The 25,476-nt window shown below is 49.2% G+C and carries 28 protein-coding genes; 23 read left to right on the top strand and 5 right to left on the bottom strand.

Annotated elements, in window-relative coordinates:
• The first annotated feature begins 13 nt into the window (after positions 1-13).
• From thrC to ilvE, 4 genes are all read left to right on the top strand, one after another.
• Positions 14-1,105 (top strand): threonine synthase, encoded by a 1,092-nt coding sequence (thrC, locus tag FA954_RS09400; protein ID WP_037993994.1) that lies wholly within the window; start codon positions 14-16, stop codon positions 1,103-1,105.
• Entirely contained in the window at positions 1,086-2,015 is a 930-nt protein-coding gene (thrB, locus tag FA954_RS09395) for a homoserine kinase (RefSeq protein ID WP_037993992.1), read from the top strand. The genes thrC and thrB overlap by 20 nt, the downstream gene beginning before the upstream one ends.
• Positions 2,016-2,035: 20 nt before the next feature.
• Positions 2,036-2,929, top strand: a complete 894-nt coding sequence (pheA, locus tag FA954_RS09390) for a prephenate dehydratase (protein ID WP_121874010.1) — start codon at positions 2,036-2,038, stop codon at positions 2,927-2,929.
• 281 nt (positions 2,930-3,210) lie between these two features.
• A complete protein-coding gene (ilvE, locus tag FA954_RS09385) occupies positions 3,211-4,095 on the top strand; it encodes a branched-chain-amino-acid transaminase (RefSeq protein WP_037994051.1) in 885 nt (294 codons plus the stop codon).
• Positions 4,096-4,161: 66 nt separating this feature from the next.
• Here ilvE and FA954_RS09380 read toward each other — a convergent pair whose 3' ends face one another.
• The 3 genes from FA954_RS09380 to FA954_RS09370 are packed head-to-tail and all read right to left on the bottom strand — an operon-like array spanning position 4,162 to position 6,699.
• Positions 4,162-5,112, bottom strand: coding sequence for an ABC transporter permease (locus tag FA954_RS09380; RefSeq protein WP_244932715.1), 951 nt, complete (start codon positions 5,110-5,112; stop codon positions 4,162-4,164).
• A gap of 29 nt (positions 5,113-5,141) precedes the next feature.
• Positions 5,142-6,071, bottom strand: coding sequence for an ABC transporter ATP-binding protein (locus tag FA954_RS09375; protein ID WP_138615038.1), 930 nt, complete (start codon positions 6,069-6,071; stop codon positions 5,142-5,144).
• Positions 6,049-6,699, bottom strand: a complete 651-nt coding sequence (locus tag FA954_RS09370) for a GDSL-type esterase/lipase family protein (RefSeq protein ID WP_175413189.1) — start codon at positions 6,697-6,699, stop codon at positions 6,049-6,051. Before FA954_RS09370 ends, FA954_RS09375 begins: the two co-directional genes overlap by 23 nt.
• A 295-nt stretch (positions 6,700-6,994) precedes the next feature.
• Between FA954_RS09370 and FA954_RS09365 the strand changes: the two genes are divergently transcribed.
• The 13 genes from FA954_RS09365 (at position 6,995) to yajC (ending at position 16,740) form a co-directional block, all read left to right on the top strand.
• Positions 6,995-7,639, top strand: a complete 645-nt coding sequence (locus tag FA954_RS09365; RefSeq protein ID WP_037993984.1) for a LysM peptidoglycan-binding domain-containing protein — start codon at positions 6,995-6,997, stop codon at positions 7,637-7,639.
• A gap of 116 nt (positions 7,640-7,755) precedes the next feature.
• Positions 7,756-8,604, top strand: a complete 849-nt coding sequence (locus FA954_RS09360) for a phosphotransferase (RefSeq protein WP_170151220.1) — start codon at positions 7,756-7,758, stop codon at positions 8,602-8,604.
• A 71-nt stretch (positions 8,605-8,675) separates the two neighbouring features.
• Positions 8,676-9,527, top strand: coding sequence for a nitrilase-related carbon-nitrogen hydrolase (locus FA954_RS09355; protein WP_037993979.1), 852 nt, complete (start codon positions 8,676-8,678; stop codon positions 9,525-9,527).
• A gap of 2 nt (positions 9,528-9,529) precedes the next feature.
• A complete protein-coding gene (locus tag FA954_RS09350; RefSeq protein ID WP_231564571.1) occupies positions 9,530-10,381 on the top strand; it encodes an NAD+ synthase in 852 nt (283 codons plus the stop codon).
• A gap of 22 nt (positions 10,382-10,403) precedes the next feature.
• A complete protein-coding gene (locus FA954_RS09345) occupies positions 10,404-11,162 on the top strand; it encodes a YebC/PmpR family DNA-binding transcriptional regulator (protein WP_138615036.1) in 759 nt (252 codons plus the stop codon).
• Positions 11,163-11,423: 261 nt separating this feature from the next.
• Positions 11,424-11,597 (top strand): hypothetical protein, encoded by a 174-nt coding sequence (locus FA954_RS13705; protein WP_156097712.1) that lies wholly within the window; start codon positions 11,424-11,426, stop codon positions 11,595-11,597.
• Between the two features lie 147 nt (positions 11,598-11,744).
• The gene (gene ruvC, locus FA954_RS09340) at positions 11,745-12,254 is read left to right on the top strand and encodes a crossover junction endodeoxyribonuclease RuvC (RefSeq protein ID WP_037993975.1); all 510 of its coding nucleotides are present in this window, start codon (positions 11,745-11,747) and stop codon (positions 12,252-12,254) included.
• A complete protein-coding gene (gene ruvA, locus FA954_RS09335) occupies positions 12,251-12,853 on the top strand; it encodes a Holliday junction branch migration protein RuvA (protein WP_037993974.1) in 603 nt (200 codons plus the stop codon). Before ruvC ends, ruvA begins: the two co-directional genes overlap by 4 nt.
• 11 nt (positions 12,854-12,864) lie before the next feature.
• On the top strand, positions 12,865-13,863 hold the full coding sequence (gene ruvB / locus FA954_RS09330; protein WP_037993972.1) for a Holliday junction branch migration DNA helicase RuvB: 999 nt from the start codon (positions 12,865-12,867) through the stop codon (positions 13,861-13,863).
• A complete protein-coding gene (locus tag FA954_RS09325) occupies positions 13,860-14,078 on the top strand; it encodes a DUF2905 domain-containing protein (protein WP_037993971.1) in 219 nt (72 codons plus the stop codon). Before ruvB ends, FA954_RS09325 begins: the two co-directional genes overlap by 4 nt.
• Positions 14,079-14,129: 51 nt before the next feature.
• On the top strand, positions 14,130-15,164 hold the full coding sequence (gene queA, locus FA954_RS09320) for a tRNA preQ1(34) S-adenosylmethionine ribosyltransferase-isomerase QueA (RefSeq protein ID WP_121874016.1): 1,035 nt from the start codon (positions 14,130-14,132) through the stop codon (positions 15,162-15,164).
• 104 nt (positions 15,165-15,268) lie between these two features.
• Positions 15,269-16,405 (top strand): tRNA guanosine(34) transglycosylase Tgt, encoded by a 1,137-nt coding sequence (tgt, locus tag FA954_RS09315; RefSeq protein WP_175413188.1) that lies wholly within the window; start codon positions 15,269-15,271, stop codon positions 16,403-16,405.
• Between the two features lie 14 nt (positions 16,406-16,419).
• Entirely contained in the window at positions 16,420-16,740 is a 321-nt protein-coding gene (yajC, locus tag FA954_RS09310; RefSeq protein WP_037993966.1) for a preprotein translocase subunit YajC, read from the top strand.
• A gap of 55 nt (positions 16,741-16,795) precedes the next feature.
• Here the strand turns inward: yajC and FA954_RS09305 are convergent, their stop codons facing one another.
• A complete protein-coding gene (locus FA954_RS09305; protein ID WP_121874018.1) occupies positions 16,796-17,191 on the bottom strand; it encodes a TIGR04086 family membrane protein in 396 nt (131 codons plus the stop codon).
• 168 nt (positions 17,192-17,359) lie between these two features.
• Here FA954_RS09305 and FA954_RS09300 point away from each other — a divergent pair, with 168 nt between their 5' ends.
• Positions 17,360-17,971: a DUF421 domain-containing protein gene (locus FA954_RS09300; protein WP_084712885.1), complete on the top strand. Its 612-nt coding sequence runs from the start codon at positions 17,360-17,362 to the stop codon at positions 17,969-17,971.
• 5 nt (positions 17,972-17,976) lie between these two features.
• Here FA954_RS09300 and spoVB read toward each other — a convergent pair whose 3' ends face one another.
• Positions 17,977-19,545, bottom strand: a complete 1,569-nt coding sequence (gene spoVB / locus FA954_RS09295) for a stage V sporulation protein B (RefSeq protein ID WP_232356921.1) — start codon at positions 19,543-19,545, stop codon at positions 17,977-17,979.
• A gap of 187 nt (positions 19,546-19,732) precedes the next feature.
• Between spoVB and FA954_RS09290 the strand changes: the two genes are divergently transcribed.
• The 5 genes from FA954_RS09290 to FA954_RS09275 all read left to right on the top strand — a co-directional run bounded on the left by FA954_RS09290 (position 19,733) and on the right by FA954_RS09275 (position 25,277).
• A complete protein-coding gene (locus FA954_RS09290) occupies positions 19,733-20,047 on the top strand; it encodes a post-transcriptional regulator (protein WP_231564570.1) in 315 nt (104 codons plus the stop codon).
• Between the two features lie 107 nt (positions 20,048-20,154).
• On the top strand, positions 20,155-21,384 hold the full coding sequence (secD, locus tag FA954_RS14055; RefSeq protein ID WP_309485127.1) for a protein translocase subunit SecD: 1,230 nt from the start codon (positions 20,155-20,157) through the stop codon (positions 21,382-21,384).
• Positions 21,365-22,285 (top strand): protein translocase subunit SecF, encoded by a 921-nt coding sequence (gene secF / locus FA954_RS14050; protein ID WP_309485128.1) that lies wholly within the window; start codon positions 21,365-21,367, stop codon positions 22,283-22,285. The genes secD and secF overlap by 20 nt, the downstream gene beginning before the upstream one ends.
• A gap of 117 nt (positions 22,286-22,402) precedes the next feature.
• On the top strand, positions 22,403-24,823 hold the full coding sequence (recJ, locus tag FA954_RS09280; RefSeq protein ID WP_138615035.1) for a single-stranded-DNA-specific exonuclease RecJ: 2,421 nt from the start codon (positions 22,403-22,405) through the stop codon (positions 24,821-24,823).
• Entirely contained in the window at positions 24,762-25,277 is a 516-nt protein-coding gene (locus tag FA954_RS09275; protein WP_037993958.1) for an adenine phosphoribosyltransferase, read from the top strand. The genes recJ and FA954_RS09275 overlap by 62 nt, the downstream gene beginning before the upstream one ends.
• Positions 25,278-25,476 lie beyond the last annotated feature (199 nt).

Raw genomic sequence — 25,476 nt, 5'->3', positions numbered from 1 at the left:
GAGAGGAGCAAAGATGAGAACAGGAATTTTGGAAAAGTACAGAGAGGATCTGCCGATCAACCCGGAGACGCCAAAGTTGACTTTGTACGAAGGAGAGACCCCGCTTTATTATGCTGAAACATTATCCAAGGAATGGGGAGTCCGGTTGTATTTGAAATTTGAAGGCGCAAACCCGACCGGTTCCTTCAAAGACCGTGGCATGGTTTTGGCCATTGCCAAAGCAAAAGAAGAGGGAAGCAGGGCTGTGATTTGTGCATCGACGGGAAACACGGCCGCATCGGCAGCAGCCTATGCCGCCAAAATGGGCATTCAATGTTTTGTAGTGGTGCCGGACGGGCATGTGGCCATGGGCAAGCTATCGCAGGCGGTCATGTACGGGGCCACGGTTTTGTCCGTGAAAGGAAATTTTGACCAAGCGCTGAAAGTGGTGCGTGACATCACGGAAACCCACCCCGTCACCTTGGTTAATTCGGTCAATCCGTACCGGATCGAAGGACAAAAAACCGCGGCATTTGAAATTGCGGAACAGTTGGGGAAAGCCCCGGATGTGTTGGCGATTCCGGTCGGAAATGCCGGCAATATCACGGCGTATTGGAAAGGATTCAAAGAGTATCACCAAAAAGGAATCATCCAAAACCTCCCGCAAATGTGGGGATTTGAAGCAGAAGGGGCAGCCGCCATTGTCCGAGGGGAACCGGTTGCCGAGCCGGAAACGGTGGCGACCGCAATCCGGATCGGAAATCCGGCCAGCTGGAAACAGGCGGTTCAAGCTGCGGATGAATCCAAAGGGTTGATTTCGGCCGTTACAGACCGTGAAATGTTGTTTGCCTATCAAGAGATCGCCAAAAAAGAAGGAGTGTTTTGTGAACCGGCATCTGCCGCTTCCGTGGCCGGCGTGATGAAAATGCTCCGTTCGGGAAAAGGGAAACAAAAAACAGTGGTGTGCGTGTTGACGGGAAACGGCCTCAAGGATCCGCACACCGCCTTGGACACGGTTCAAGTAAAGCCGCGAGTCATCGCTTGTGAAAAGGAAGCGATTTTGGATTGTCTGTTTGAAAAAAACAAAAATCAGGGAGTTTTCCGTCATGAGTTTCTCTCCGTTTAGGGTGAAAGTTCCGGGCAGCTCGGCCAATCTGGGTCCGGGATTTGATTCGATCGGGATGGCTCTGAATTGTTATCTGACGCTTTATTTTGAACCGTCACCCTGTTGGGAGATCACAGTCGGGGGAAAGCATGCCGGTCAAGTTTCCCGGGATGAGGATAACCTGATTGTCCGTGTCATCCGGGATGTCTCCCGGGAACAGGGCGTCTTTCTTCCGACTTTTAAGTTGCATATTGAAAATGACATTCCGGTGGCCAGAGGTTTGGGAAGCAGTGCAGCGGCGATTGTGGCCGGCCTCATGGCGGCCGATCATCTGCTAGGCATGAACTGGAGCCGCAAAGAATTGTTGAGAAGGGCCACGCTGTTGGAAGGGCATCCGGATAATGTCGGGGCTTCCCTTTTCGGAGGGGTGGTGATTGCCTCCTGGGATGGCCGGCGGGTGGAGGCGGTGGCATGCGAACCACCGGATATGCCCGTGATGACGATCATTCCGGAACAATCCCTGTTGACCCAAACGGCCCGCCGGGCGCTGCCGGATCAATATCCCCGGGATGATGCGGTGTTGGCAAGCAGCCGGGCCAATTTGCTGGTGGCGGCTCTGTTTTTGAAGCAGTGGGACTTGCTGAAAACGGCCATGCAGGATGCTTTTCATCAGCCCTACCGTGAAACGTTGATTCCCGGTTTGAAAGAAAGTTTAGACCAAGCAACTTCCCACGGTGCTTATGGGATTGCTTTAAGCGGGGCGGGACCGACCATGGTGGCTTTCGTGAATGACTGGATGGAGCTGGAACGGTTTTTCCGCCGGTTGTTTTATGATCTGAATGTGCCAGTCCGGATGGAAAAGATGTTTCCGGCTGGTCAAGGGGCGGCAGTGGAGTTGACAGCCAAAGAAAAACATAGTAAATTCATTTGAAAAATATAAGGAGTTTGTGCATGGATAAACGTGTTGCCTATCTTGGACCTGTCGGAACGTTTAGTTATATGGCTGCAAAAGCTTTGTTCGCGCATGAAAAAGACATTCAATTCATGCCTTATGCTTCGATTCCCGATTGCCTGAAGGCCGCTCAAGAAAAAGAAGCCCGGTGGGCTGTCGTTCCGATTGAAAATACCATTGAAGGATCGGTGAATTCCACACTGGATTGGCTGATTCACCATGTGGATCTGCCGGTTTGCGCTGAATTGGTTTATCCGATCACCCAGTGTATCATGGGGCATCCGTCTGTCATCAACCGGGATCCGCATGAGATCAAGCGCATCTATTCCCATCCGCAGGGAATCGCCCAATGCGAGTTGACCCTCAGAAAACGGTATCCTTGTGCCGGGTACAAGATGATGGAAAGCACGGCGCAAGCGGCGGAAATGGTTGCGGGGCATCCCGGGGAACCGTGGCTTGCCGTCGGTCCGGAAGCTGCCGCCCGAGAGTACGGGTTGCAAATCATACAGGAACATGCAGAAGATCATCCGAACAATTTTACCCGCTTTTTTGTTGTCAGCCGTGAAGAATCCTCTTCGTTCCCGGATTCCGACACCCGCAAAACCAGCTTGCAGGTCATCTTGCCTTCCGACTATCCGGGGGCGCTGTATCAAGTGTTGGCGGCTTTTTCCTGGCGCAAAGTGAATTTGACGCATATTGAGTCCAGGCCGACCAAAACGGGGCTGGGAAATTACTTCTTCTGGATCGATGCCGAGTTGCCGGTTGAACATGTCTTGATGCAGGGAGCCATCAAAGAGATTGAAGCGTTGGGATGCCAAGTTCGTGTTCTGGGGTCGTTCCCTTGTTTTTTCAAGGGAGTCGGAAAAACATTAGCGATCCACAAGAGAAGTTGAGAAATTGTTTGACATCTGTAAACCGGCAGGGTATAATGATTAAAAATTTATCGATAATGAATTTTCAGTTTAATCAGAAGGGTGCCTAGGGTTCCGTTCTTCGGTTGAAGAAGTCTGGACCGAGCGGCACCAACACCAACCGGTGTACACCGTGGGGATAAAAGCCTCCAGCGGCAGGTTCTGATTCTCAAGGATTGGAATTTGCCTCTGAGGGGCTTTTTATCATAACATCCATTCCATAAGGAGTGTTTATTTTGACGGGGACTGAACGATGGATTTTCATGAATGGGGAATACAAACGAAAAGAAGAAGCATTCATTTCCGTTTTTGATCACGGTTTTTTGTATGGTGATGGTGTTTTTGAGGGGATCCGCGCTTATGACGGAAAAGTTTTTAAGTTGAAAGAACATATTGACCGTTTATATGATTCAGCCAAATCCATTTTGTTGACGATTCCATATTCGAAGGAAGAAATGAGCCGCTTGGTTTGTGACACCGTGCGCCGGAACCAGCTCCGGGATGCTTATATCCGTTTGGTGGTGTCACGGGGAGTGGGGGATTTGGGGCTGGATCCGAATAAATGCTCCCAATCGAGCGTCATCATTATCGCCGATCAGGTCCGGTTATTTCCCAATGAATATTATGAACAGGGAATTTCCATCATCACTGTTCCCACGAGGCGAAACATTCCCGATGCCCTGGATCCCAAGATCAAATCGCTCAATTACCTCAATAACATTCTGGTGAAAATCGAGGCCAATTTGGCCGGGGTTTCCGAAGCTTTGATGTTGAATTCTGAAGGGTATGTCGCGGAAGGATCCGGAGACAACATTTTCATCGTCAAAAACAACGTTTTATATACACCGCCCAGTTATATCGGGGCGCTTGAAGGGATCACCCGTGCCACCATTATGGATTTGGCCCGGCAAAAAGGGTATGAGGTCAAAGAACAGCCGTTTACAAGACATGATGTGTATGTGGCGGATGAAGTGTTCCTGACCGGAACGGCTGCCGAAGTCATCGGGGTTGTGGAAGTGGACGGACGAACCATTGGGGAAGGGGTTCCCGGAAAGGTGACGAAAGAACTAAAAGAAGCGTTTGCGCAATATGCCCGCCAGGAAGGGGTTCCCGTCTACGAAAACAAAAAATTCGGAGTCGTGGGATAATATCCCCTGCTCAATCAATGCCGGACATAAGCAAAGCCATGCTCTTTTGAGCATGGCTTTGCTTTTTCAAGACAAAATGTCTTTTTGCACAAAGGTGATCCATGAGATGAACAAAGCGGCCAAAGCCCAGATGCTTAAAATGAACAGGGAAAAGGGGAAACTCATGTCTTCCATCTTCATCGGTTTTCCGGCCAAATAATCCGTCAGGCTTAAATGCGTGAATGCGAAGTATTTGAGGATATTCCACGACGGAGCCATTTGCATCAGCAGGTTGCCGGAGATGATGCCGGCCAACAAAATGCCGATGCCGGCCGCTGTACTTCTTACCAAAACGGAGACCATAAAAGATAGGGTGCCAACCACGATGCTGGAAAACCAAACGAGCCCGAAAGCCATAAAAATGTATTTCCATTGCGGAATGAGACGGACATGTTCGGTCAGCAGCTGATCCCCCTGGATTTGAAAACCGGTTAAAACCGGCAGGGACCATCCCCGGTAGCCAAAGGCGATGCCGGAGATGACGTATCCGATGACCGCCGTCAGCAATAACAAAAGCGAAATCCCCAGTAACAGAGCAATATATTTGCTGAGTAAAATTTTCCACCGCGGAACCGGCCGGGTTAAAAGCAGTTTGATGGTTCCCCGCACATATTCCCCGGAAACGATGTCAGAAGCCAATACGACCACCAATAACGGCAGGAACAGGGAAGAGGACTGTTCGATGAATTTTCTGAGGAATGTGGGGGCACCCGGAGCTGCCGGATTGATGTTGTGTTCCAAATAATATTGTTGCTGTTCAATATTGATTTTGGCCCATGTTTTCCACTCTTCCGGAATTCTGCTGGATGCCAGGCGGTTTTGCTGATCCACGATTTGTTGTTGTAATAACAAGCGCCAGTCGTCGGTTCCCGATTGTTTGATCTGTTCCGCTGTATTTCGGTATTGCGCGTAAGTGAAAAGAGGGATTAAAATAAGCAAAATCAGCAAAATCACCAAAATCCGTTTGTTTTTTATCATTTTCACGACTTCATTGTAAATCAAACGGTTCAAGAGGCATCCCCCTTTGTCAGGTTCATGTAAAGATCCTCCAATGTTTGTTTTCGGGGCGTGATTTCCCACACTTGAATCTGGTGGTTTAATAAATATTGGTTGGTTTCGCTGATTTTCCCGGCAGGCATCTCCACCGACAAACGGGGACCGGGTTTTTTCTCGATGTTTGTAACATAGGGAAGTTGTTTCAAACAATGCATCCCTAGGTCACAAGGGGTCACTTTCCACTCCACCCGTTCAAGGTCGCCGGCGGGGGGATGGACCGGACCGGTGTAAATGAATTGTCCGTTTTGGATAATGGCCACCCGGTCACAGAGGGCTTGGATTTCATGCAAAATGTGGCTGGAAAGAAATACGCCGATTCCTTCTTCATGGGCGAGCCGCCGGATGAAAGACAGCAAGTCGTGAATGCCGGACGGGTCGAGCCCGTTGGTCGGCTCATCCAGAATTAACAGCTTTGGCCGGTTTAACAAAGCCTGGGCAATCCCCAGCCGTTGTTTCATTCCCAGCGAGTAGGTTTTGACCGGATCGTGAATCCGTCCGGAAAGCCGCACTTGTTCGATCACTTCATCAATCCGTTTTTTTGGAAGGCCGGCCATGCGCGCGAAAAATTCCAGATTCTCATACCCGGTTAAAGATGGGTACAATTCGGGATTTTCCACGATACACCCGACATGGGAAATGGCTTTGGTAAACGATTTTTTCAGGTCGTGGCCGGCAATGTGGATGCTTCCTTCACTCGGGCGGACGAGTCCGACCAGCATACGGATGGTTGTGGTTTTTCCGGCGCCGTTCGGGCCTAAAAAACCGAATATTTCTCCCGCACGGACTTCAAAGGAAAGATTTTGGACAATGTGCCGGCCGCGGATGATTTTGCCCAATCCTTGGATCGACAGCACCGTCTCATGAGTCAGCTTGTTCTGCATGGGATTTTCCCACCTCCGGGGATTCAAGGGTCATCACTTGCCACAACCGATCGGCAATTTGTCTGTATCCTTGTTGGTTTGGATGGAAATGATCGCTGTAAAGATACGTTTCAGGATGTTTCCAGAACAAATCATACACCGGAATGACAGTGACTTGCGGAAAAGATTGGGCGGTGGCCGTCAGGGTATCATTCCAATCTGCCACGATTTTGGATGTCAGTTCATTCCCTTTTAAATCGGCAAACGGATTGTAGAGGCTGAGAAGATAAACGGAACCGTCCGGATTCAACTGCTGAATGTCTGACAAGATGGACACGAGATTTTTCCGGAAACGGTTTTCCCTTTTCGAAATGGCTTGGGGGTCGGTTTTTTTCAAGTCTTCGCTTCCGTGGAACAAATCATTGCCGCCGATGGTGATCACCAGCGCATCCGCTTCTTTGACAAATTCCCGGATGTGTGCTCTTTTTAATTGATCCCGCAAATGTTGGGAAGTTTGTCCCCGGACGCTTAAATTGATGGATTGGGAACGGGGAAAATGGTGTTGCCACTTTTTTTGGATGATCCCGAAGTAACCTTGTCCGCTGTGGTCGCCGACTCCGCGGGTCAAGGAATCGCCGAGGCCTAGCAAAAGCTTTTTGCCCGGTTCCAGAGAAAGGGAGGCCGTTTCCGGCAGGGGTTGTTTTTTTCAGGCGGTTTTACCATCTCGCGGATGGCCCATCCAAAACCGGCCAGCATGAGACACAGGGACCCCCAGGTGAGGATATAGATGGACTTCAACCAAATGGACATGGATTTCATTCCGGGCTCCTCCTTATTGGTGATTGCAAAAGACTTTTTATGAAACGCCTTATTTCTTTAAGCAAGAAAGTGTTTGTTCATGCATAGGATGATATTGATTCAGCCTTTATGAAGGGGGTTGTCCAATGAAAATCCATATTGCCCGTGAAGGGGAGACATTGTGGGATATTGCTCAAAAGTATAATATACCGCTGGAACGGTTACAAGAATGGAATTCGGATTTGGCGGATACGGAGAAATTGCAAAGAGGTGAGAAAATCCGGATTCCCACCGGCAAAATTCCCCTGGCCGTTTCCAGACAGGACACCCGGGAAACCGCCGGACCGTCGGAAGTGAAGGAATTACCCAAGGGGGAGCAGAAAGAACCGCATATCCAAGAGGAAGAAGATCCGCCTTTCCAAAAGGAGTCCGCCGAAAGTAGCGGTGTTGTGACAGAAGAATTACCCAAGCCGCCGTCTGTCGGTGAATTTTCGGAGTGGTCGCCGACGGTGTTGGACGATTCTTCCTCGTTTGTGACGGATTCGTCGTATTATGATGCTGAACCGAATCTTTCCTATTTGGATTCGCCGGCCCCTTATCCTGCTTATTGGCAAGGTTTTGCCCCGATGCTCCCGGTTCCGGTGTTTCAAGAGCCCTTTATGATAAGCAGCGCATGGCCTTTGCAACCTTTTTATCCGCCGCCTGTCCCGATGAACCATCCCGATGCCTATGGCAACCATATCGCCATGGAATACCGGGAATGGAAAGAAAGTTCTTCAAGTGTTGGATAAAGAATGAGGGAGAGCCGATGATTCAACCCCATCCACTTCATATACAAAAGTTATTACATACACCAGTGCGGCGCATCAGTCCTTACCGTAATAATTGGTGTATTGAGACCGATTTTATGTGGTGGATTGCAAAGCCTTTTGACGGCTTGAAAGCCAGTTGGCTGATACAAGTGGATCGTGAACTGAGAGAGCGCGGCTTTCAGTCGATGCTTCCGATGATAACCGATGGTGAAAGTTGGATTCTTACCCCGTTTATTCAGGGAAAAACATGCAATTATAACAATGTCAGTGAAGTCATCCGGATGATTCATACTTTGGCGTTTTTCCATCAGGCGGGCCGATATCTGAAAACGCCGCCGCCGTCAGGGGCGGCGTTTCTTTTGACTCACCGGTTGCAAAGGCGGTTGCAAAAATTTTATCAAATCCTCACACGAATGGATCAAATCGAAGACAAACGGTTGCGGGATCTTTTGTGCGAAGCCGGAACGGATTTTTATTTGGACGGCATCAAAGCTTGGGAGCGGCTGGAGCAAATCCCCTTTCAGGAATGGGTGGAACATGAGCGGATGCAACACATGCTGGCCCACCGCGATTTGGCGAGTCATAATTGGATGATGGACCAAGCGGGAAGATTGTGGCTGATCGACTTTGAAACGGCGGATTATGATGCGCAAGTGGGGGATCTCTGGCAAATGACGATGCGAATCCTGGCTGCAAACCAATTTCCGGATCAAGGATTGGCGACGGTTCTTCAGGCTTACCAGTCTGTTCGCCCTTTAAAGGCCATGGAAAAAGAGATTCTGGCCTGTTTATTTTTGTTTCCAAATGAATTTTTTCGGGAAATGATCGGGTTGGTGGAAAGAAAAAGAGGATATGAAATCAAGGCTTCTTATCCATACCTCAAACAAATCGCAGTCAATAGAAAGAAATGGAAAAAACAAATTGCCGAATTCTTGTATTGGTAGTCCGATCGCGCTTATGTTATGATGTAGAGTGATTTTATCGAAGCCTTGTTCTTGCTTGAGGAGGCAAAAGAATGAGAGTAGGACTTGCACAAATCAGACCACGCTTGGGGCGAGTGGATTTAAATCTGGAATTGCATGAGGAAATGATCCATCGGGCCCGGGAGGAACAGGTGGATCTTCTTATTTTTCCGGAACTCAGTCTGACAGGATACCAGTTGTTGGATCTGACATACGAAATGGCCAGAGATCCTTTTAGTCCTGAAATACAAGGGCTGATCCAATCCGCCGGTGATATGGATCTGGTGTTTGGTTTCGTGGAGCACAGCCCTGAACATATTTTGTATAACTCTGCAATTTATGCGACGGCCGGAAATTTGCATTATTTGTATCGAAAAGTGTATTTGCCTACATACGGAATGTTTGATGAAGCTCGTTATTTTGGAAAAGGCGAATGGATTCGCAGCTTCCCGACCCGGTTTGGACAATTCGGCTTGTTGATTTGTGAAGATGTTTGGCACAGCTCTGCCCCTTATCTGCTGGCTCAGGACGGGGCGCAGGTAATGATTGTGTTGTCCAATGCCCCGGTGCGGGATGTCAGCAGCCCGGTACCGGGTTCCCAAAAATCATGGGATTTGATGCTGAGAAACAACGCTGTTTGCCACGGAAGTTACATGATTTATTGCAATCGCGTGGGAACCGAGGACGGAGTCACTTTCTTCGGCGGTTCTCAAGTGGTGGATCCGTTTGGGGAAGTGGAAGCGCAAGCGGAACTGTTTACAGAGGATCTCATGATTGTTGACTTGGATCTTGACAAGATCCGGAAAGCCCGTTTTCAACTTCCCGTGTTGCGGGATGAAAATTTGGACTTGACCATTCGTGAATTAAATCGCATCAGGCAAAAGCGGACTGGAGGGGGAAGCTGATCATGCAAATGATTGATGAGATGTTGGAAAAAGCGCCTTTTTTGCGCTTGGATGAAGAAGTGGCGACCCGTCTCTTGACAACCGCTTTGCGTGAAGAAGTGAACAAGGCTGGATTCGATAAAGTCATTGTCGGCTTGTCGGGGGGAATCGACTCTGCTTTGTCCTTGTATTTGTGTGTCAAAGCTTTCGGCGCGGAAAACGTGATCGCCGTGCGGATGCCGTATAAGACAAGCAGTCCGGCGAGTTTGGAAGATGCGCAACTGGCTATTGACGATACCGGTGTGGAAAGCTTGACCATTGATATCACCCCGCAGATTGATGCGTATTTTGAACGCGTTCCGGATGCGACGCCTTTGCGGCGCGGCAATAAGATGGCCCGGGAACGCATGTCCATTTTATATGACTTATCCGCTCAATACGAAGCACTGGTGATCGGCACAAGCAACCGGACGGAATTGTTGTTGGGTTACGGCACCCAATACGGAGATTCGGCCTCGGCCGTCAACCCGCTCGGGGACTTGTACAAAACCCAAGTCCGCCAGCTGGCGGCTTACCTGGGCGTGCCGGAGCCGATCATCGTCAAGCCGCCGAGTGCTGATTTATGGGAAGACCAAACCGACGAAGACGAACTCGGGTTTAACTATTTGGACGTTGACCGGCTCTTGTATTACATGATTGACCGGCAATATACCCTGGAGCAATTGCAAGCCCTCCAGTTTGATGATGCATTTATTCGTCAGGTGAGTAAACGGATCATCCGCAATCAGTATAAACGGACGATGCCGGTGATTATCAAATTGAGCGAACGGACGGTCGGCATCGATTTCCGTTATTTACGGGATTGGGGATCGTAATTTGCAAGGGGAGTGATGGAGGATGGCAGGGCATTCCAAATGGAAAAATATTCAACATCGCAAAGGGCGTCAAGATGCGCTGAAAGGGAAAATTTTTGCCAAACTGGCACGTGAGATTTATGTGGCGGCCCGAAGCGGGGATAAAGATCCCGAGAACAATCACCAATTGCGGATTGCAATCGCCAAAGCCAAAGCCAAAAACATGCCCAATGAAAACATCGAACGTGCGATTAAAAAAGCCGCAGGCGGCGGAACAGGCGAGAATTATGAAGCGATTACTTATGAAGGTTACGGTCCGGGCGGAACGGCCATCATGGTGGAAGCTTTGACGGACAACCGGAACCGGACCGCTGCCGATTTACGCCACATCTTTTCCAAAAACGGCGGAAACCTGGGTGAGTCCGGGTGTGTTTCGTGGATGTTTGAACGGAAAGGATTGCTGGTGATTGTCCGGGATCAAACCGATCTGGATGAAGAAGAACTGATGCTGACCGTTTTGGAATGCGGTGCCGAGGATATCGAATCCACCGGGAAAAGCTATGAGGTGACCACTGCACCGGAAGAGTTTGAAACGGTCAAAGAAGCGTTGGAGAAAGAAGGGTTTTCTTTTTCCACGGCGGAAGTCACCTTTGTCCCGTCCAACAAAACAGAAATCCACGGAGACATCATCAAAAACGTGATTTCGCTCATTGATGCGTTGGAAGATCATGATGATGTGCAAAATGTTTATGCCAATTTTGAAGTGAACGATGAGGAATTGGCTGAATACATCCAGGATTGAAGCCGTGTATATGCACACGGCCGTTTAGGAGGAGACCATCTGCCAATCGATGGTCTCTTTTTTGTGCGGGAGGGCGGCCGCGCACGTTTTTGCCGGAGGCTAGGAAGTAGACGGTTTCCCGCCTATGGAGGTGTGAGGCCGTTGGTTTGGGGGCTGATAAAACGTTGGTCGTTGGAGAAAATAAAAAGAAACAAAGTTCATGTCTTGTCATCTGTTCCATAAAATATACTGTAAGCCATTTTTGGAACAGGGGTTTTCTGGATGGGAAGGATCTATTGGAACTTTGTGCTAGACAAGGCGATTCAAGAAGCTTTGGAGATACAAAGCGGTCAAGGAACCTGGGAAGAGTGGGAAAGCAGATGGCCGAAAGAGGTGAGAGAACAGGCCAAAAGGGAATTAAAAATTTTTGACATGTTGGGATGGAAGAAACGCTGACCGCTTCGGGAAGCGTTTTTTTATTGGGCTTTTTGCCGGAGGGAATCGGCGGTGGAAATCCTTGGCCAATTTGTACGGAGACTTGTGATATAATTAGTCATGGTTTAAGAATAAATGTTCGCTTTGTTCTGGGGAGGAACCACTGAGATGCGTATTATGGGCATAGATCCGGGGATCGCCATCGTGGGATACGGCATCCTTGACAAACAGGGGAGCACCCGGCTGGTAGATGTCGATTACGGCAGTATCCAAACGCCGGCCGGGATGCCGGTTCCCGCGCGTTTGAAGGAAATTTATGATGCTTGTACATTGCTTTTTTCCAAATACCGGCCCGACGTCGTGGCCATTGAAAAATTGTATTTCAACCGGAATGTGACGACGGCATTTACCGTCGGACAAGCAAGGGGCGTGATGATGCTGGCTGCGGAAGAGGCCGGGATCCCGATCACGGAGTATACCCCTTTGCAAGTGAAAATGGCTGTGGTGGGTTACGGAAAAGCAGACAAGAAGCAAGTGCAGGAAATGGTGAAATTGTTGCTTCATTTGCCGTCCGTGCCAAAACCGGACGATGTGGCGGATGCGCTAGCGATTGCCATTTGTGAAGCGCATTCTTCCGGAACGGTGCAAAAATACAAAAAGTGGGGATTGAAGCGATGATCGATTTTGTGAAAGGGATAGTTCATTATCTGGAAGAGGATTATTTGGCGGTGGAAACAGGCGGAATCGGTTACCAGGTTTATGTGACGAAACCGTATGCCTATGAGCAGGAGGCGGAAGTGTTTTTGTACACCCATTTTGTGGTGCGGGAAGATGCCCAACTGTTATACGGATTTGACACCAAACAAGAACGGGATTTGTTCCGCCTGCTGTTGGAAGTCTCCGGCATCGGCCCGAAAGCGGCGATGGGCATGCTTTCCGGAATGAAGCCGGATCAGTTGGTGCGGGCGATCCAAATGGAGGATGTCAAACAATTGACCCGGTTGCCGGGAGTGGGGAAAAAAACGGCTCAACGCCTGGTGTTGGATTTAAAAGACAAGTTGAAAAAGATTCATCTTCCGGATCTTGCGGTTGCATCCCCGATGCCCCGGTCCGTGCCGGCTGCAAAAGAAAGGGATGTGATTGAAGCATTAAAGGTCCTTGGCTATAATGAAGAAGAAGCAAAATGGGCTGTACAGGAAGTGTTGAAAGGATCGGAAGAAGAGTTGGACACCGAAACATGGATTAAACAGGCATTGAAGATCATGATGAACAGGTAGGAGGGTCGGACATGGAAGAGAGGATCATCTCTGCCAAGGCGAACCATGACGATGAGATGGTCGAATACAGTCTGCGCCCTCGGTATTTTCACGAATATATAGGGCAAAAGCAGGTAAAAGAGAATCTGAAAGTATACATAGAAGCGGCCAAGATGCGCGGCGAGTCATTGGATCATGTGCTGCTGTACGGTCCGCCGGGACTCGGGAAAACCACGCTTTCCCAAATCATTGCCAATGAAATGGGCGTAAACATCCGGGTCACCTCCGGCCCGGCCATTGAACGTCCGGGGGACTTGGCGGCGATTTTAACCAATCTGGAACCCAATGACTTGTTGTTTATCGATGAGATTCATCGTCTGAATCGCTCGGTGGAAGAAGTTTTATATCCGGCGATGGAGGATTTTGCTTTGGACATTATGATCGGAAAAGGCCCCAGCGCCCGTTCGGTAAGGCTGGATCTTCCCCCGTTCACCTTGGTCGGGGCCACCACCCGGGCCGGTTCCCTGTCTTCGCCGTTGCGGGACCGGTTTGGGGTGATGAGCCGTCTGGAATTTTATTCGGTGGAAGAGTTGGCCTTAATTGTGGAGCGGGCGGCCGATTTGTTAAATGTCCGGGTGGTTGGAAACGGAGCCAGAGAGATTGCTTCCCGGGCGCGGGGAACGCCGCGGATAGCCAACCGGCTGTTAAAAAGGGTCCGGGATTTTGTCCAGGTTGAAGGTGACGGATTGATTACGGAAGAAGCCGCCCGGGATGCATTGGATCGCATTCAAGTGGACAAAATGGGGTTAGACCATGTGGACCACCGGCTCTTAATGACCATCATCGAAAAGTTCCGGGGCGGTCCCGTCGGCTTGGACACGCTGGCGGCCACGATCGGGGAAGAAGCGCACACGATTGAAGACGTATATGAACCGTATTTGATGCAAATCGGTTATTTGGAGCGCACCCCGAGGGGCCGGATGGTTACCAAACGATGTTACGAGCATTTTAACATGGAGTGGCCGAAATGAATCCTTTTGCAAAGACGTTGATTGTCATGGGCTTGGTTCTTGTGGTGATCGGGCTTCTCTGGCAAGTGGGAGGGAAGTATTTGCAGTTGGGCAAACTTCCCGGTGACATTGTGATCGAAAAAGGAAATACGCGGTTTTATTTCCCGATTGTCACTTGCATTGTAATCAGCATTGTCTTATCGTTATTAAGCTATTTGTTTCGCCTGTTTCGATAGGAACGGGCTTTTTTCTTTGAGCTTGGATGGAAGAAGGAAGGGAACGACGAAATGGATGTATCCTTGTACGATTATCATTTGCCGAAAGAATTGATCGCACAAACTCCGGCCGAAAGGAGGGATGCCTCCCGGCTAATGGTGGTGGACCGGAAAACATCACAAATCCGCCACGCGAAGTTTACAAATATCCTCGATTATCTCAATCCCGGGGATGTGCTTGTCTTAAATGACAGCCGTGTCCGCCCGGCCCGGTTAATCGGTGTGAAAGAAGAAACCGGTGCGAAGATTGAGCTGCTCTTGTTAAATCCGCTCGGAAATGACCGGTGGGAAGCATTGGTCCGCCCGGCAAAAAGGGTCAAACAGGGAACCGTGATACAATTCGGGGAAGGCCGGTTGAAAGCTGTCGCCCAAGAGCAGACGGAAGTGGCGGGCGGAAGGGTGTTTGCGTTGCAGTACGAAGAGGAGGATCTCGAAAAGTTGTTTGAACAACTGGGGCAAATGCCTCTTCCCCCGTATATCCATGAACAGCTGGACGACCCGGAACGGTACCAGACCGTTTTTTCCAGAGTGGTCGGATCGGCAGCGGCCCCGACGGCAGGACTCCATTTCACGGAGGAGTTATTGGCCCAAATCCGTGAAAAAGGAGTCAAAGTGGTTTTCATCACGTTGCATGTGGGGCTTGGAACTTTTCGTCCTGTGACGGCCAAGCGGATTGAGGACCATCAGATGCATGCGGAATACTATGAGATAAGCGGGGAGACCGCAAGAGAAATCAATGCCGCCAAACAGAGGGGAAATAAAGTGGTTGCTGTGGGAACCACCTGTGTGCGCACTTTGGAGACCGTGTACCGGAAATTAAACGGGGAAATCAAAAAAGATCAGGGCTGGACGGATATCTTCATTTATCCCGGGTTTCAGTTCGGTGTGGTGGACGGTCTTTTGACGAATTTCCATCTCCCGCAGTCCACCTTGCTGATGCTGGTGAGCGCTTTTGCCTCCCGTGAATTGATTTTGTCGGCTTATGAAGAAGCAGTGAACCAACGATACCGGTTTTTCAGTTTCGGGGACGCGATGCTGATTCTTTAAAAAGAGTTTACGAAAAGCTTGTTCTTGTTCATGGTGTTCTCTATAATGTTTAGAAGGAGTATGACATTTTTGTCAGAATGGTTAGTTCAATAGGAGGAAACACCTTGGCTGTAAAATATGAACTCACTAAAACGTGCAAACAGTCCGGCGCCCGGTTGGGTCGCTTACATACACCACACGGAACCATCGATACTCCTATTTTTATGCCGGTGGGAACGCAAGCAACCGTGAAGACAATGAGCCCGGAAGAACTCAAAGAAATGAATGCGCAAATTATTTTAAGCAATACCTACCATCTGTTTTTGCGTCCGGGACATGATATTGTCCGGGAAGCAGGGGGATTGCACGCATTCATGAACTGGGATCGTCCGATATTGACGGACAGTGGCGGGTTTCAGGTGTTCAGTCTGAGCAAGTTGCGCGACATCACGGAAGAAGGAGTGACGTTCCGTTCCCATATCAGCGGGGAAAAGCTGTTTATCGGTCCGGAGAAGGCAATGGAGATCCAAAACGCATTGGGAGCAGACATTATCATGGCGTTTGACGAATGTCCGCCATACCCCGCTGACCGTGAGTATGTCAAAGCTTCAACCGAACGTACATACCGGTGGTTGAAACGATGTATGAAAGCGCATCAGCGTCCGGCCGAGCAAGCCCTGTTTGGCATCGTCCAAGGCGGGATGTATCAGGATTTGCGGGAGGAAAGTGCCCGTCAGCTTGTTGATTTGGACTTGCCCGGTTATGCCGTGGGCGGGCTCAGTGTGGGTGAATCCAAGGAGCTGATGTATGAAGTGCTTGACTATACCACTCCTTTGTTGCCCGGGCACAAACCGCGCTATCTGATGGGGGTCGGATCACCCGATGCGCTCATTGAAGGATCCATCCGGGGGATCGACATGTTTGACTGTGTATTGCCGACAAGAATTGCCCGCAACGGGACGGCAATGACCAGCCAAGGGCGTGTTGTGGTGCGCAATGCCAAATATGCTCGAGACTTCACCGCACTGGATCCGGAATGTGATTGCTATACTTGCCGAAACTATACCAAAGCATATCTGCGGCATTTGATCAAAGCGGATGAAACCTTCGGCTTGCGTCTGATCACATACCACAATCTTTATTTTCTGCTTGAATTGATGAAACAGGTTCGCCAAGCGATCCTGGAAGACCGGCTGCTTGATTTCCGTGATGCATTTATGATGAAGTATTACGGAAGTTTGCATCCGGAAAAACCTTTTTGAAGGAGGACCAATTTATGGGACAATGGGGTACGTTGATACCGCTTATTCTGATGTTTGTCGTGTTTTATTTTCTGTTGATCCGCCCACAGCAAAAACGGCAAAAAGAACGGATGACCATGTTGAATGCTTTGAAAAAAGGTGACAAAGTGATCACCATCGGCGGGATTCACGGAACGATTGTGGATTTGACGGAAGACCGGGTGACGTTAAAAGTCAGTGACAATACCCGTTTGGTTTTTGAACGCTCTTCGGTGAATTCGGTGGTAACCGATGAGGATACAACCTCAGAGAAAGAAGAGAAGAAAAAAGAAGAAGCCAAAGAGGAATCCAAATAAGGCCAAAAAGCTTCTGATCTTGTGATCAGAAGCTTTTTTTGGTTTTACCGGGCATTTAATCTTTTTTGGTTTGTACCCCCATAACTCCTCCCAGTGCGCCTCCACCGAAGGAAAACAAGGAAAGCCAAAGCGGATGAATGGACGTCAGGCTGTCAAAAGCCAAAAAGGCGATGAGCAAGATGATCAGGGCATAGATGATTCCTTGAATCCCGCCGGCCATCCAACCGCGATGCTCCGATTTGCGGGCGGTGACAAAGCCTCCGCTTAACAAGGCGGCGAAATTCAACACATAGGCAATCATCGGGAGGCGGTGGGAGGACAAGGTGGAGTATTGCAAAAACAAGGTTACCATCAGCGAGCCCAAAAGGACAATTCCCCAGATGACGCATTGCCCGATGAGCCAGGGAGACCGGACGCCTTTTTTGGCGGAGTCGAAAAAAGCTTCTTTCATTGCTTTTCCTCTCCTTTCTTTATTAATACATCCTTATGCCTGGTATTTTTTGAGCATTCATAAAGAGGGGGCATTTGGTCAAACTATGTTTTGAAAAGGAGGTGACCAAGGTTGATATGGACCATCATTTTACGCACGGTATTTATCTATTTTTTCCTGCTTGTGATTATGAGATTGATGGGAAAAAGGGAGATCGGCAAACTGTCGGTGTTTGATCTGATTGTTTCGTTCATGATTGCCGATCTTTCCGCAATGGCGATCGATTCGGAAAAGCCCCTGTATATCGGCATTATCTCCATATTGACCTTGGCGATCTTTCAAGTGTTCATTTCCTATCTTTCTTTAAAAAGCAAAAAAATCAGAGAATGGGCGGACGGAAAGCCGGTGGTCATTGTGGAAAAGGGAAAAATCCTGGATGATCAGATGGCCAAAGCCCGCTACAACATGGATGATCTGATGGTTCAACTGAGAGAGAAAAACATTGCCGATATTTCCGATGTGGAATTTGCGATCTTGGAAACCACCGGGAAGTTAAGTGTTTTTCCAAAAGAAAAAAAGACTTCCGAAGAAAGCGTACATAAGTCCTTGCGTCCGTTTCAAATGCCGGTTCCACTCATTATTGACGGGAAGGTCCAGGATGACGGGTTGAGACAAATCGGAAAAACCCGTTTCTGGCTGAAAAATGAGATTCAAAAACAAGGGTACCGGGATTTCAAAGAAATCTTTTATGCTTCTATAAACAACAATGGAAAACTGTTCATCGACCGGAAAGATTCTTAAACTCCTTACTTAGGCAGGATCCGGGCAACCCACTTTCCGATCAAAGGAATACGCAAGACATCGTTTTTTTGGATGAGTGAAAAAAGAATCAAGCAGATTCCATAGGACAACAGGGTGACTCCGGCTTGGATGACGGTTTGGATCAGCATCGAATCCGAACCGCTGAAATTGCTGAAACGAAAAACCACCGCGGCGATGAAAATGGTTAAGGCCAGCTTTCCCCATTCCTTTATTTTCAGGTGAAATGGAACCAGCTTGACGATATCGATGAAATGCAACGTCGTAACGATCAAAATGCCGCAGTTGATGGCAAGCGCCACTCCGTCGATGCCAAGTTCCGGCCGGGATGCGAGCATGAGAATGAGAATGGTTTTGAAAACGGCCCCGATGATGGAGTTGCGCATGGGTGCTTGTGCTTTGTCCAATCCCTGCAAGACCGAAGCGAACGGACCTTGCAAAGCATGAATCATGGTGAAAGGGGCCATGATCCGGATCAAGCGGGCGACATCCGGCTGGCGATACAACAGAATGGAAAGCGGTTCAGCCAAGAGATACAAAATCAGGGCACAAGGCGCGGTGACAATAAAAGATAACCGGATCGCTTGTTGCAAACGGTGCTCGATCAGCCGGTCATTCTTTTTTGCGGCCGCTTCACTGACAGCCGGAACCAATGACACGGACAAGGCGTAAGTGATGAACGCGGGAAAGAAGGTCAACGGGACGGCCATTCCTTCCAGTTGCCCGTATAAAGCGGTCGCTGTTGTTGTGGCAAATCCGGCCATGGCCAAACTTTGCGCTACGACGATCGGTTCGATGGCGTAAGAGAAAGAACCGATCATGCGGCTGGCTGTCACCGGAGCAGCTAAACGAAAAAGATCGCGGAAAGTTTGCCGGAAAGGTTTCCAACCCGGTTTCAAAAAGGTTTTGTCCAACTTTGGGCGGGTCGGATCTTTTTTGAAGGAACGGATCAAAAACATCATGCCGGCGAATTCACCGACCACCATTCCGAGCATGGCTCCGGCCGCGGCATATTCCACGCCGAATTTCAATAAATAACCGGCGATGAGAAGGACGGTGAAGATGCGGACGAATTGTTCGACAATGGTTGAAATGGCATAAGGGCTCATATTTTGCCGCCCTTGAAAATAACCGCGGAATATGGATGAAATGGCAATGATCGGAATAATCGGGGCGATTCCGAGCAAGGTGTAAATGGCCCGTTCATCCGTGAGGAGCATCCGTGCAATCCATGGGGCTGCTATGAGAACGCCTCCGGTGACGATGGTGCTGGTTATGATGACGATAAATATCGAAATAATGAGAATGGAACGAATCCTTCCTTCTTGCTGTTTTGCTTCCGCTTCGGAGACGAGTTTGGAGATGGCCACCGGCAGTCCGGCGGTGGTGATCACGATGGTGAAGGACAAGATCGGAAACGCCATTTGAAACAGGCCCATTCCCTCATCGCCGATGATTCTGGACAGGGCAATCCGATAGATAAAACCGAGAATTTTGGTGATAAACCCGGCGCTGACCAAAACAAAAGTGCCGTATAAAAATCCTTTGCGCACCATCACGCCCCTCCTTCGCTGATTCCTATTTAAACGTATGAGTTGCTGGGACAACTCATGACAAAAATGTTTAACAGCAAAATTTTTCAACAGGGCTTGCATGAATGCCCACAGAGTTGTTAACTAAAATAAGTAGGATTTTTGGGAAACCTTTCAGAATAATACCTTTAAAACGGGATGTGAATGCGAAGTGAGAAAGAAACAAGGTCCTTTGAAACCGGTGGGAAGTTATCAGAAGGATTCTGTCGAACTGATGCCTGAGCATGAGCTGATGCAATGCATTGAAGAGTTGTGCAACAGCAAAGCCAGGGAATTTCGGATGTATGGTTATGAAAATGTGACGGGTGAGCAGGTTTGGGCTTGTGTCTCTGAAAATTACCGCAGGGGATGGCCCCGGCTGAACCGGCTGGTGAATGACATCATTTCTTTGAAAGCAAACCGCTTTATGAACTGGTTGATGTTATCGGTATACAAGGATGATGATGACAAGAATGAAAAGAAATAAACGACAGCCGCGATCCCGCTGTCGTCTTTTTTTGCAAAATTGACATGGCTTTTGGATGCAGGGATAATTAAAATTACGGTGTTTTATACATAAAAGGAGGACAAGGAATGAGGGTGCGAAAAGTCAATATCGTCGTATTTATCCTCCTGGTGGTTGCAATTTTCGGCTTGGCGGCCACAACTACCGGTTATATATGGAAACATGTCACATTGGGCTTGGATTTGCAAGGCGGATTTGAAGTGTTATATGAGGCGGAGCCCGGACAAAAAGTGAATACGGAGATTTTGAAAGACACCGCCGCGGCCTTAAACAGCCGGATCAATGTCCTGGGCGTGTCGGAACCGGATATCACCATTGAACCGCCCAATCGCATCCGGGTGCAACTGGCCGGAGTCAAAGACCAAAACAAAGCACGGGAATTGCTGGGGAAACAGGCGAAGCTCACCTTCCGCGATGCTTCGGGGAAAGTGTTGCTGGAGGGAAGCGATTTGAAGGAAAAAGGGGCAAAAGTCGATTATGACCAGATGGGACAGCCGGTTGTCACGTTGCAACTGAAAAATGCGGATAAATTCGCCAAGATCACCCGTGAACATCTGGGACAACCGATTGCCATTTATTTGGACGAGCAGCAGCTCAGCGCACCGGTGGTTCAGCAAGTGATCACCGGGGGAACGGCACAAATCACCGGCCAAAAGGATACGGAGGAAGCACAACAACTGGCCGATCTGTTGAATGCCGGTGCCATTCCGTTGAAAATGAAGGAAATTCAAAGCCATTCCGTGGATGCCAGCCTTGGGGAAGACTCCTTGAGGGACAGTCTCATCGCCGGGGCTTATGCCGTGGTTGCGATCTTTATTTTCATGATCGGTTTTTACCGGTTGCCGGGATTTGTGGCGGTTACGACCCTGGTGGCTTATTCGTATTTGCTGCTGTTGACTTTCATGGTGATGGGCGTGACCTTAACCCTGCCGGGGATTGCCGCGTTTATTCTGGGGATCGGAATGGCGGTGGATGCCAATATCATTATGAATGAGCGGATTCGTGAGGAAATGCGTGTCGGCAAAAGCATGAAAGCATCCGTCCGTGCCGGTTCCAAACGTTCTTTCTTGACCATTTTCGATGCGAACATTACCACCATCATTGCCGGAGCGGTGTTGTTTATCTTCGGAAGTGCCGGTGTCAAAGGGTTCTCGGTGACACTGATTGCCGGTATTCTCGTCAGCTTTGTGACGGCGGTGGCGCTTTCCCGGATCATGATGAATTTGCTGGTCCGGTCCAACTTGCTGAAAAGCCCGGTTTGGTTCAGGGTGAGAGAGGATGAGATCAGTGATCTATAAGTTTGATATTGTGAAGCATCGAAAAAAGATTTTTATCCTGACGCTGTTGATCGTGGCGGTTTCCATCATTTCGCTGTTCGTTCGGGGGCTCAACCTGGGAGTCGATTTTGTCAGCGGAACCCGGCTGGACATTCATGTGAAGCCAAATGTGGATCTGGAAAAAGCACGGACCGTTTTGACCGGACTCGGGTATCACGATCCGGATGTCCGCACGGGTGGATCGGAAAATGAGTTTGTTTTTTTCCGGGTCAGCCATAGCATGGAGCGAAACCAGATCAATCAGATTGAAGCGGCTTTTGAAAAGGCCTTTCAAACCGACGTGAATATTCAGGCCCAGACCGTGAGCCCGGTGGTCGGGCGGGAAACGGCCATGAACGCCATCAAAGCGGTTCTCATCGCCTCCATTTTCATCATTATTTATGTGGCGATTCGCTTTGAATTCCGGTTTGCTGTTTCCGCCGTGTTGGCATTGCTGTATGATGTCATGTTTGTGGTCGGAACCTTTTCCCTCTTTCAGATCGAGGTGGATTTGGTTTTCATCGCCGCGGTGCTGACCATTGTGGGATATTCGATCAACGATACCATTGTGATATTTGACCGGATCCGCGAAAACATGAAACAGGAAAATCCCGCCAAATGGGATGACTTGGCGGCGATTGTGAATAACAGCATCATGCAAACGCTGGTCCGTTCCATCAACACCGTGTTAACGGTGGTGTTTGCCGCTCTTCTTTTGTGGTTGTTGGGCGGAGAAAGCATCCGGAATTTCTCGCTGGCCCTTCTCTTGGGATTGATTTCGGGTGCCTATTCTTCCATCTTTGTGGCCAGCCCGCTCTGGGTCACTTGGAAATGGAAATCGATGCAAAAAAAGCATCCTTCCAAAAAAGCCGTGACGGAATAAAAATGCACCGGAGAAGCCATGTCCTTTCCATGGCTTCTTTTTTGGGGCTTTTTTTCTGTCTTCTGACCGTTTTTCTTTGTGCTATAATGGTTAGCGCGAAGAGAGAGGTGTTCGGTCATGTTGCATGCAAGAGCAAGGTGGGATGTGGAGCCGGTGGATGAGGATTTAAGCGAAGCGATGTCTAAAGAACTGGACATTCATCCCATCATTTCAAAAATGCTGATTCGCCGGGGGGTCAAAGAGATCCCGGAGGCCCGCCGTTTTTTAAATCCTTCCCTTGCCGACCTGAATGATCCTTTCCTGCTGGATGGAATGGAAACCGCTGTCCAAAGAATTCGCCAGGCCCTCAGGGACAAAGAGCCTATACTTGTTTACGGGGATTATGATGTGGACGGCGTCAGCAGCACCTGTTTGATGCTGAAAACGCTCCGGCGGTTGGGGGCAACCGTGGATTACTATATTCCCCATCGTTTCCGGGAAGGATACGGGATCAATCAAGAGGCCTTAAAACAAGCCAAGGAGCGCGGTTTCCGTCTCGTTCTTTCAGTGGATACGGGGATTGCCGCGGTCAAGGAGGCGGCTTATGCCAAAGAGTTGGGATTGGATCTCATTATTACTGATCACCATGAACCCCAGGAAACGCTGCCGGATGCATTGGCGGTGATCAATCCGAAGAAGCCGGGATGCCCCTATCCTTTTAAAATGCTTGCCGGGGTCGGTGTCGCTTTCAAACTGGCCACAGCCTTGTTGCAAGAGGTGCCGGAAGAGTGGCTGGACATCGCTGCATTGGGAACCATTGCCGATCTGGTTCCGCTGGTTGAGGAAAATCGCATTTTGGCCTGTTACGGATTGAAGAGAATGAGCCAGACGGTTCATATTGGATTGAAAGCTTTGATTCAGGCTTGCGATATTGATCATGACGTGTCGGCTAGTCATGTGGGATACCTGCTCGGTCCCCGGATCAATGCATGCGGACGGTTGGACACAGCGGACACGGCGGTCCGTTTGCTGATGACGGAGGACCCGGAAGAAGCGGAATCCCTTGCGGGAGAACTGGATGCGCTCAATCGAAAACGGCAACAATTGGTGGATGAGATGACCCTGGAAGCAGTGGAAGAGATTGAGAAGAATCCGGACAAGCACAAGTATGTGATTGTCGTCGCCCGCCCGGGATGGAATGTGGGCGTGGTCGGCATTGTCGCGTCCCGGTTGGTCGAAAAATATTACCGGCCGGTTGTGGTGTTGGGAATCGACGAAGAAAAACAAACGGCCAAGGGATCAGCGAGAAGCATTCAAGGATTTCATTTGTTTCAAGCTTTGTCCGAGTGTAAAGAATGGTTGCCCGAATTTGGCGGACACGAAATGGCTGCGGGAATGACGCTGGAGGCCCGCAACATTTCCAAACTGCATGAGCGGCTTTCGTTGTTGGCGAAAGAACGGATCCGCCCGGAAGATTACGTGCCGCTCAAATGGGCGGAAGGAGAATTGGATGCCGAGCAAATCGGGGCAGACCTCATTGAACAGCTGGAGATCCTGGCTCCGTTTGGAGTGGGAAATCCACAGCCGCTGTTTATTGTAAAAGAAATGCCTGTCGCGCGGATTCAGCGCATGGGAAGGGAACAAGAACATGTCAAATTGTATTTGAACCGGAAGAACGGGATCTTAAGCGCGGTCGGTTTTCGCATGGGGGATCAGGCTGACGGGCTCAGTCCCCACGGCCGGATCCGTTTGCTCGGTGAGCTGGAGATGAATGAATGGAACGGCCACAGAGCTCCCCAAATCATTATCCGGGATATGGAGGTCCGCCATCTGCAAGTGTTTGATTTCAGAAGCAACCGGAAAGAATGGTCGCAGCTTGCCGGATTGAACCCGGAAGAAATATGTTTTATCTGTTCCAACGGCTCAACGCTGTTTAAACAATTGTCCCAATCGACGAATCGAATCGTGGTGACATGGGAAGAGCTGATGGATAAAAAGCAACAGGAAAGCATGAAGCAAGCCAAACATCTGGTCTTGGCGGAATCGCCCCCGACATTGGAGGTGTTTCGTAACCGCTTGAAAGACGGACGGGAGGCGGAACGGATTTATGTCATGTTCGGGGATAAAGAGTTTGATCATTTGTTGCCGAAAACCCCTTCCCGTGAAGATTTTTCAAAGTTGTACCGGGTGATTGCAGGGAAAGGGAAGATCTCCCTGCGCAAATATATGTCTTCGCTGATGCGGGTGACAGGATTGCAAAAGCGTGTCATTTCTTTTATGATTCAAGTGTTTGAAGAATTAGGGTTTGTCAGCTTGGATCAGGAAGATTTGATCGTCCATGAAAACCCGGCCAAGAGGTCGCTGATGGAATCCAAAACATATCAACACCAAAGAGAACGGGAACGGGTTTTGGAGACACTGGTTTATTCAAGCTATAAAGATTTGTGCCGTTATTTGTTTGAAACGATTTCTTTTACACACATGGGAGGATATACAGATGGATTTCAAAGAAAAGATTCGAGTGATTCCAGACTTTCCGCAACCGGGGGTGCGGTTTAAAGATATCACCACGCTGTTAAAAGATGGAAAAGCTTACAAAGAAGCCATTGATCAGATTGCCCGCCAACTGGAAGGAAAAGAAATTGATCTCATTGTCGGGCCGGAGGCGAGGGGGTTTGTCATCGGTGCTCCTTTGGCATATGCCTTGGGAGTGGGATTTGTACCGGTGCGCAAGTCTGGAAAGTTGCCGTATGAAACGGTGGAAACCACATACAGCTTGGAATACGGAAAAGATGCGTTGGCAATGCACAAAGATGCCATTGTTCCAGGGCAAAAAGTATTGGTTGCCGATGATTTGCTGGCAACGGGCGGAACCATTTCCGCCACATTGGAATTGATTCAGCAATTGGGCGGAGATCCGGTGGGAGCGGCCTTTTTTGTGGAACTGGGTTATCTTGGCGGAAGAGATAAATTGAAAGGATTGGATATCATTTCATTGGTTCGCTATGACTAAAGCCGGTGGATCCCCCCCCCGGTTAGACCCGGCCGTTTTTGCATGGCCATTTCACGCACATAGCAGATTTTGTCTGCATGTGCGTTTTTTTGTGCTTGTTTTGCAAGATTTAATAAAAAAACAGAATAATGTATTATAACAAACTGTTGCACAACAGAAACTGTTGTAATATAATATGTTCAAACACAACATTCGGATG

The sequence above is a fragment of the Thermoactinomyces vulgaris genome, assembly GCF_005886755.1.
Taxonomy (GTDB): domain Bacteria; phylum Bacillota; class Bacilli; order Thermoactinomycetales; family Thermoactinomycetaceae; genus Thermoactinomyces; species Thermoactinomyces vulgaris.
The sequence above is the reverse complement of the archived record's forward strand: the minus strand, read 5'-3'. Positions and strand labels throughout refer to the sequence as shown.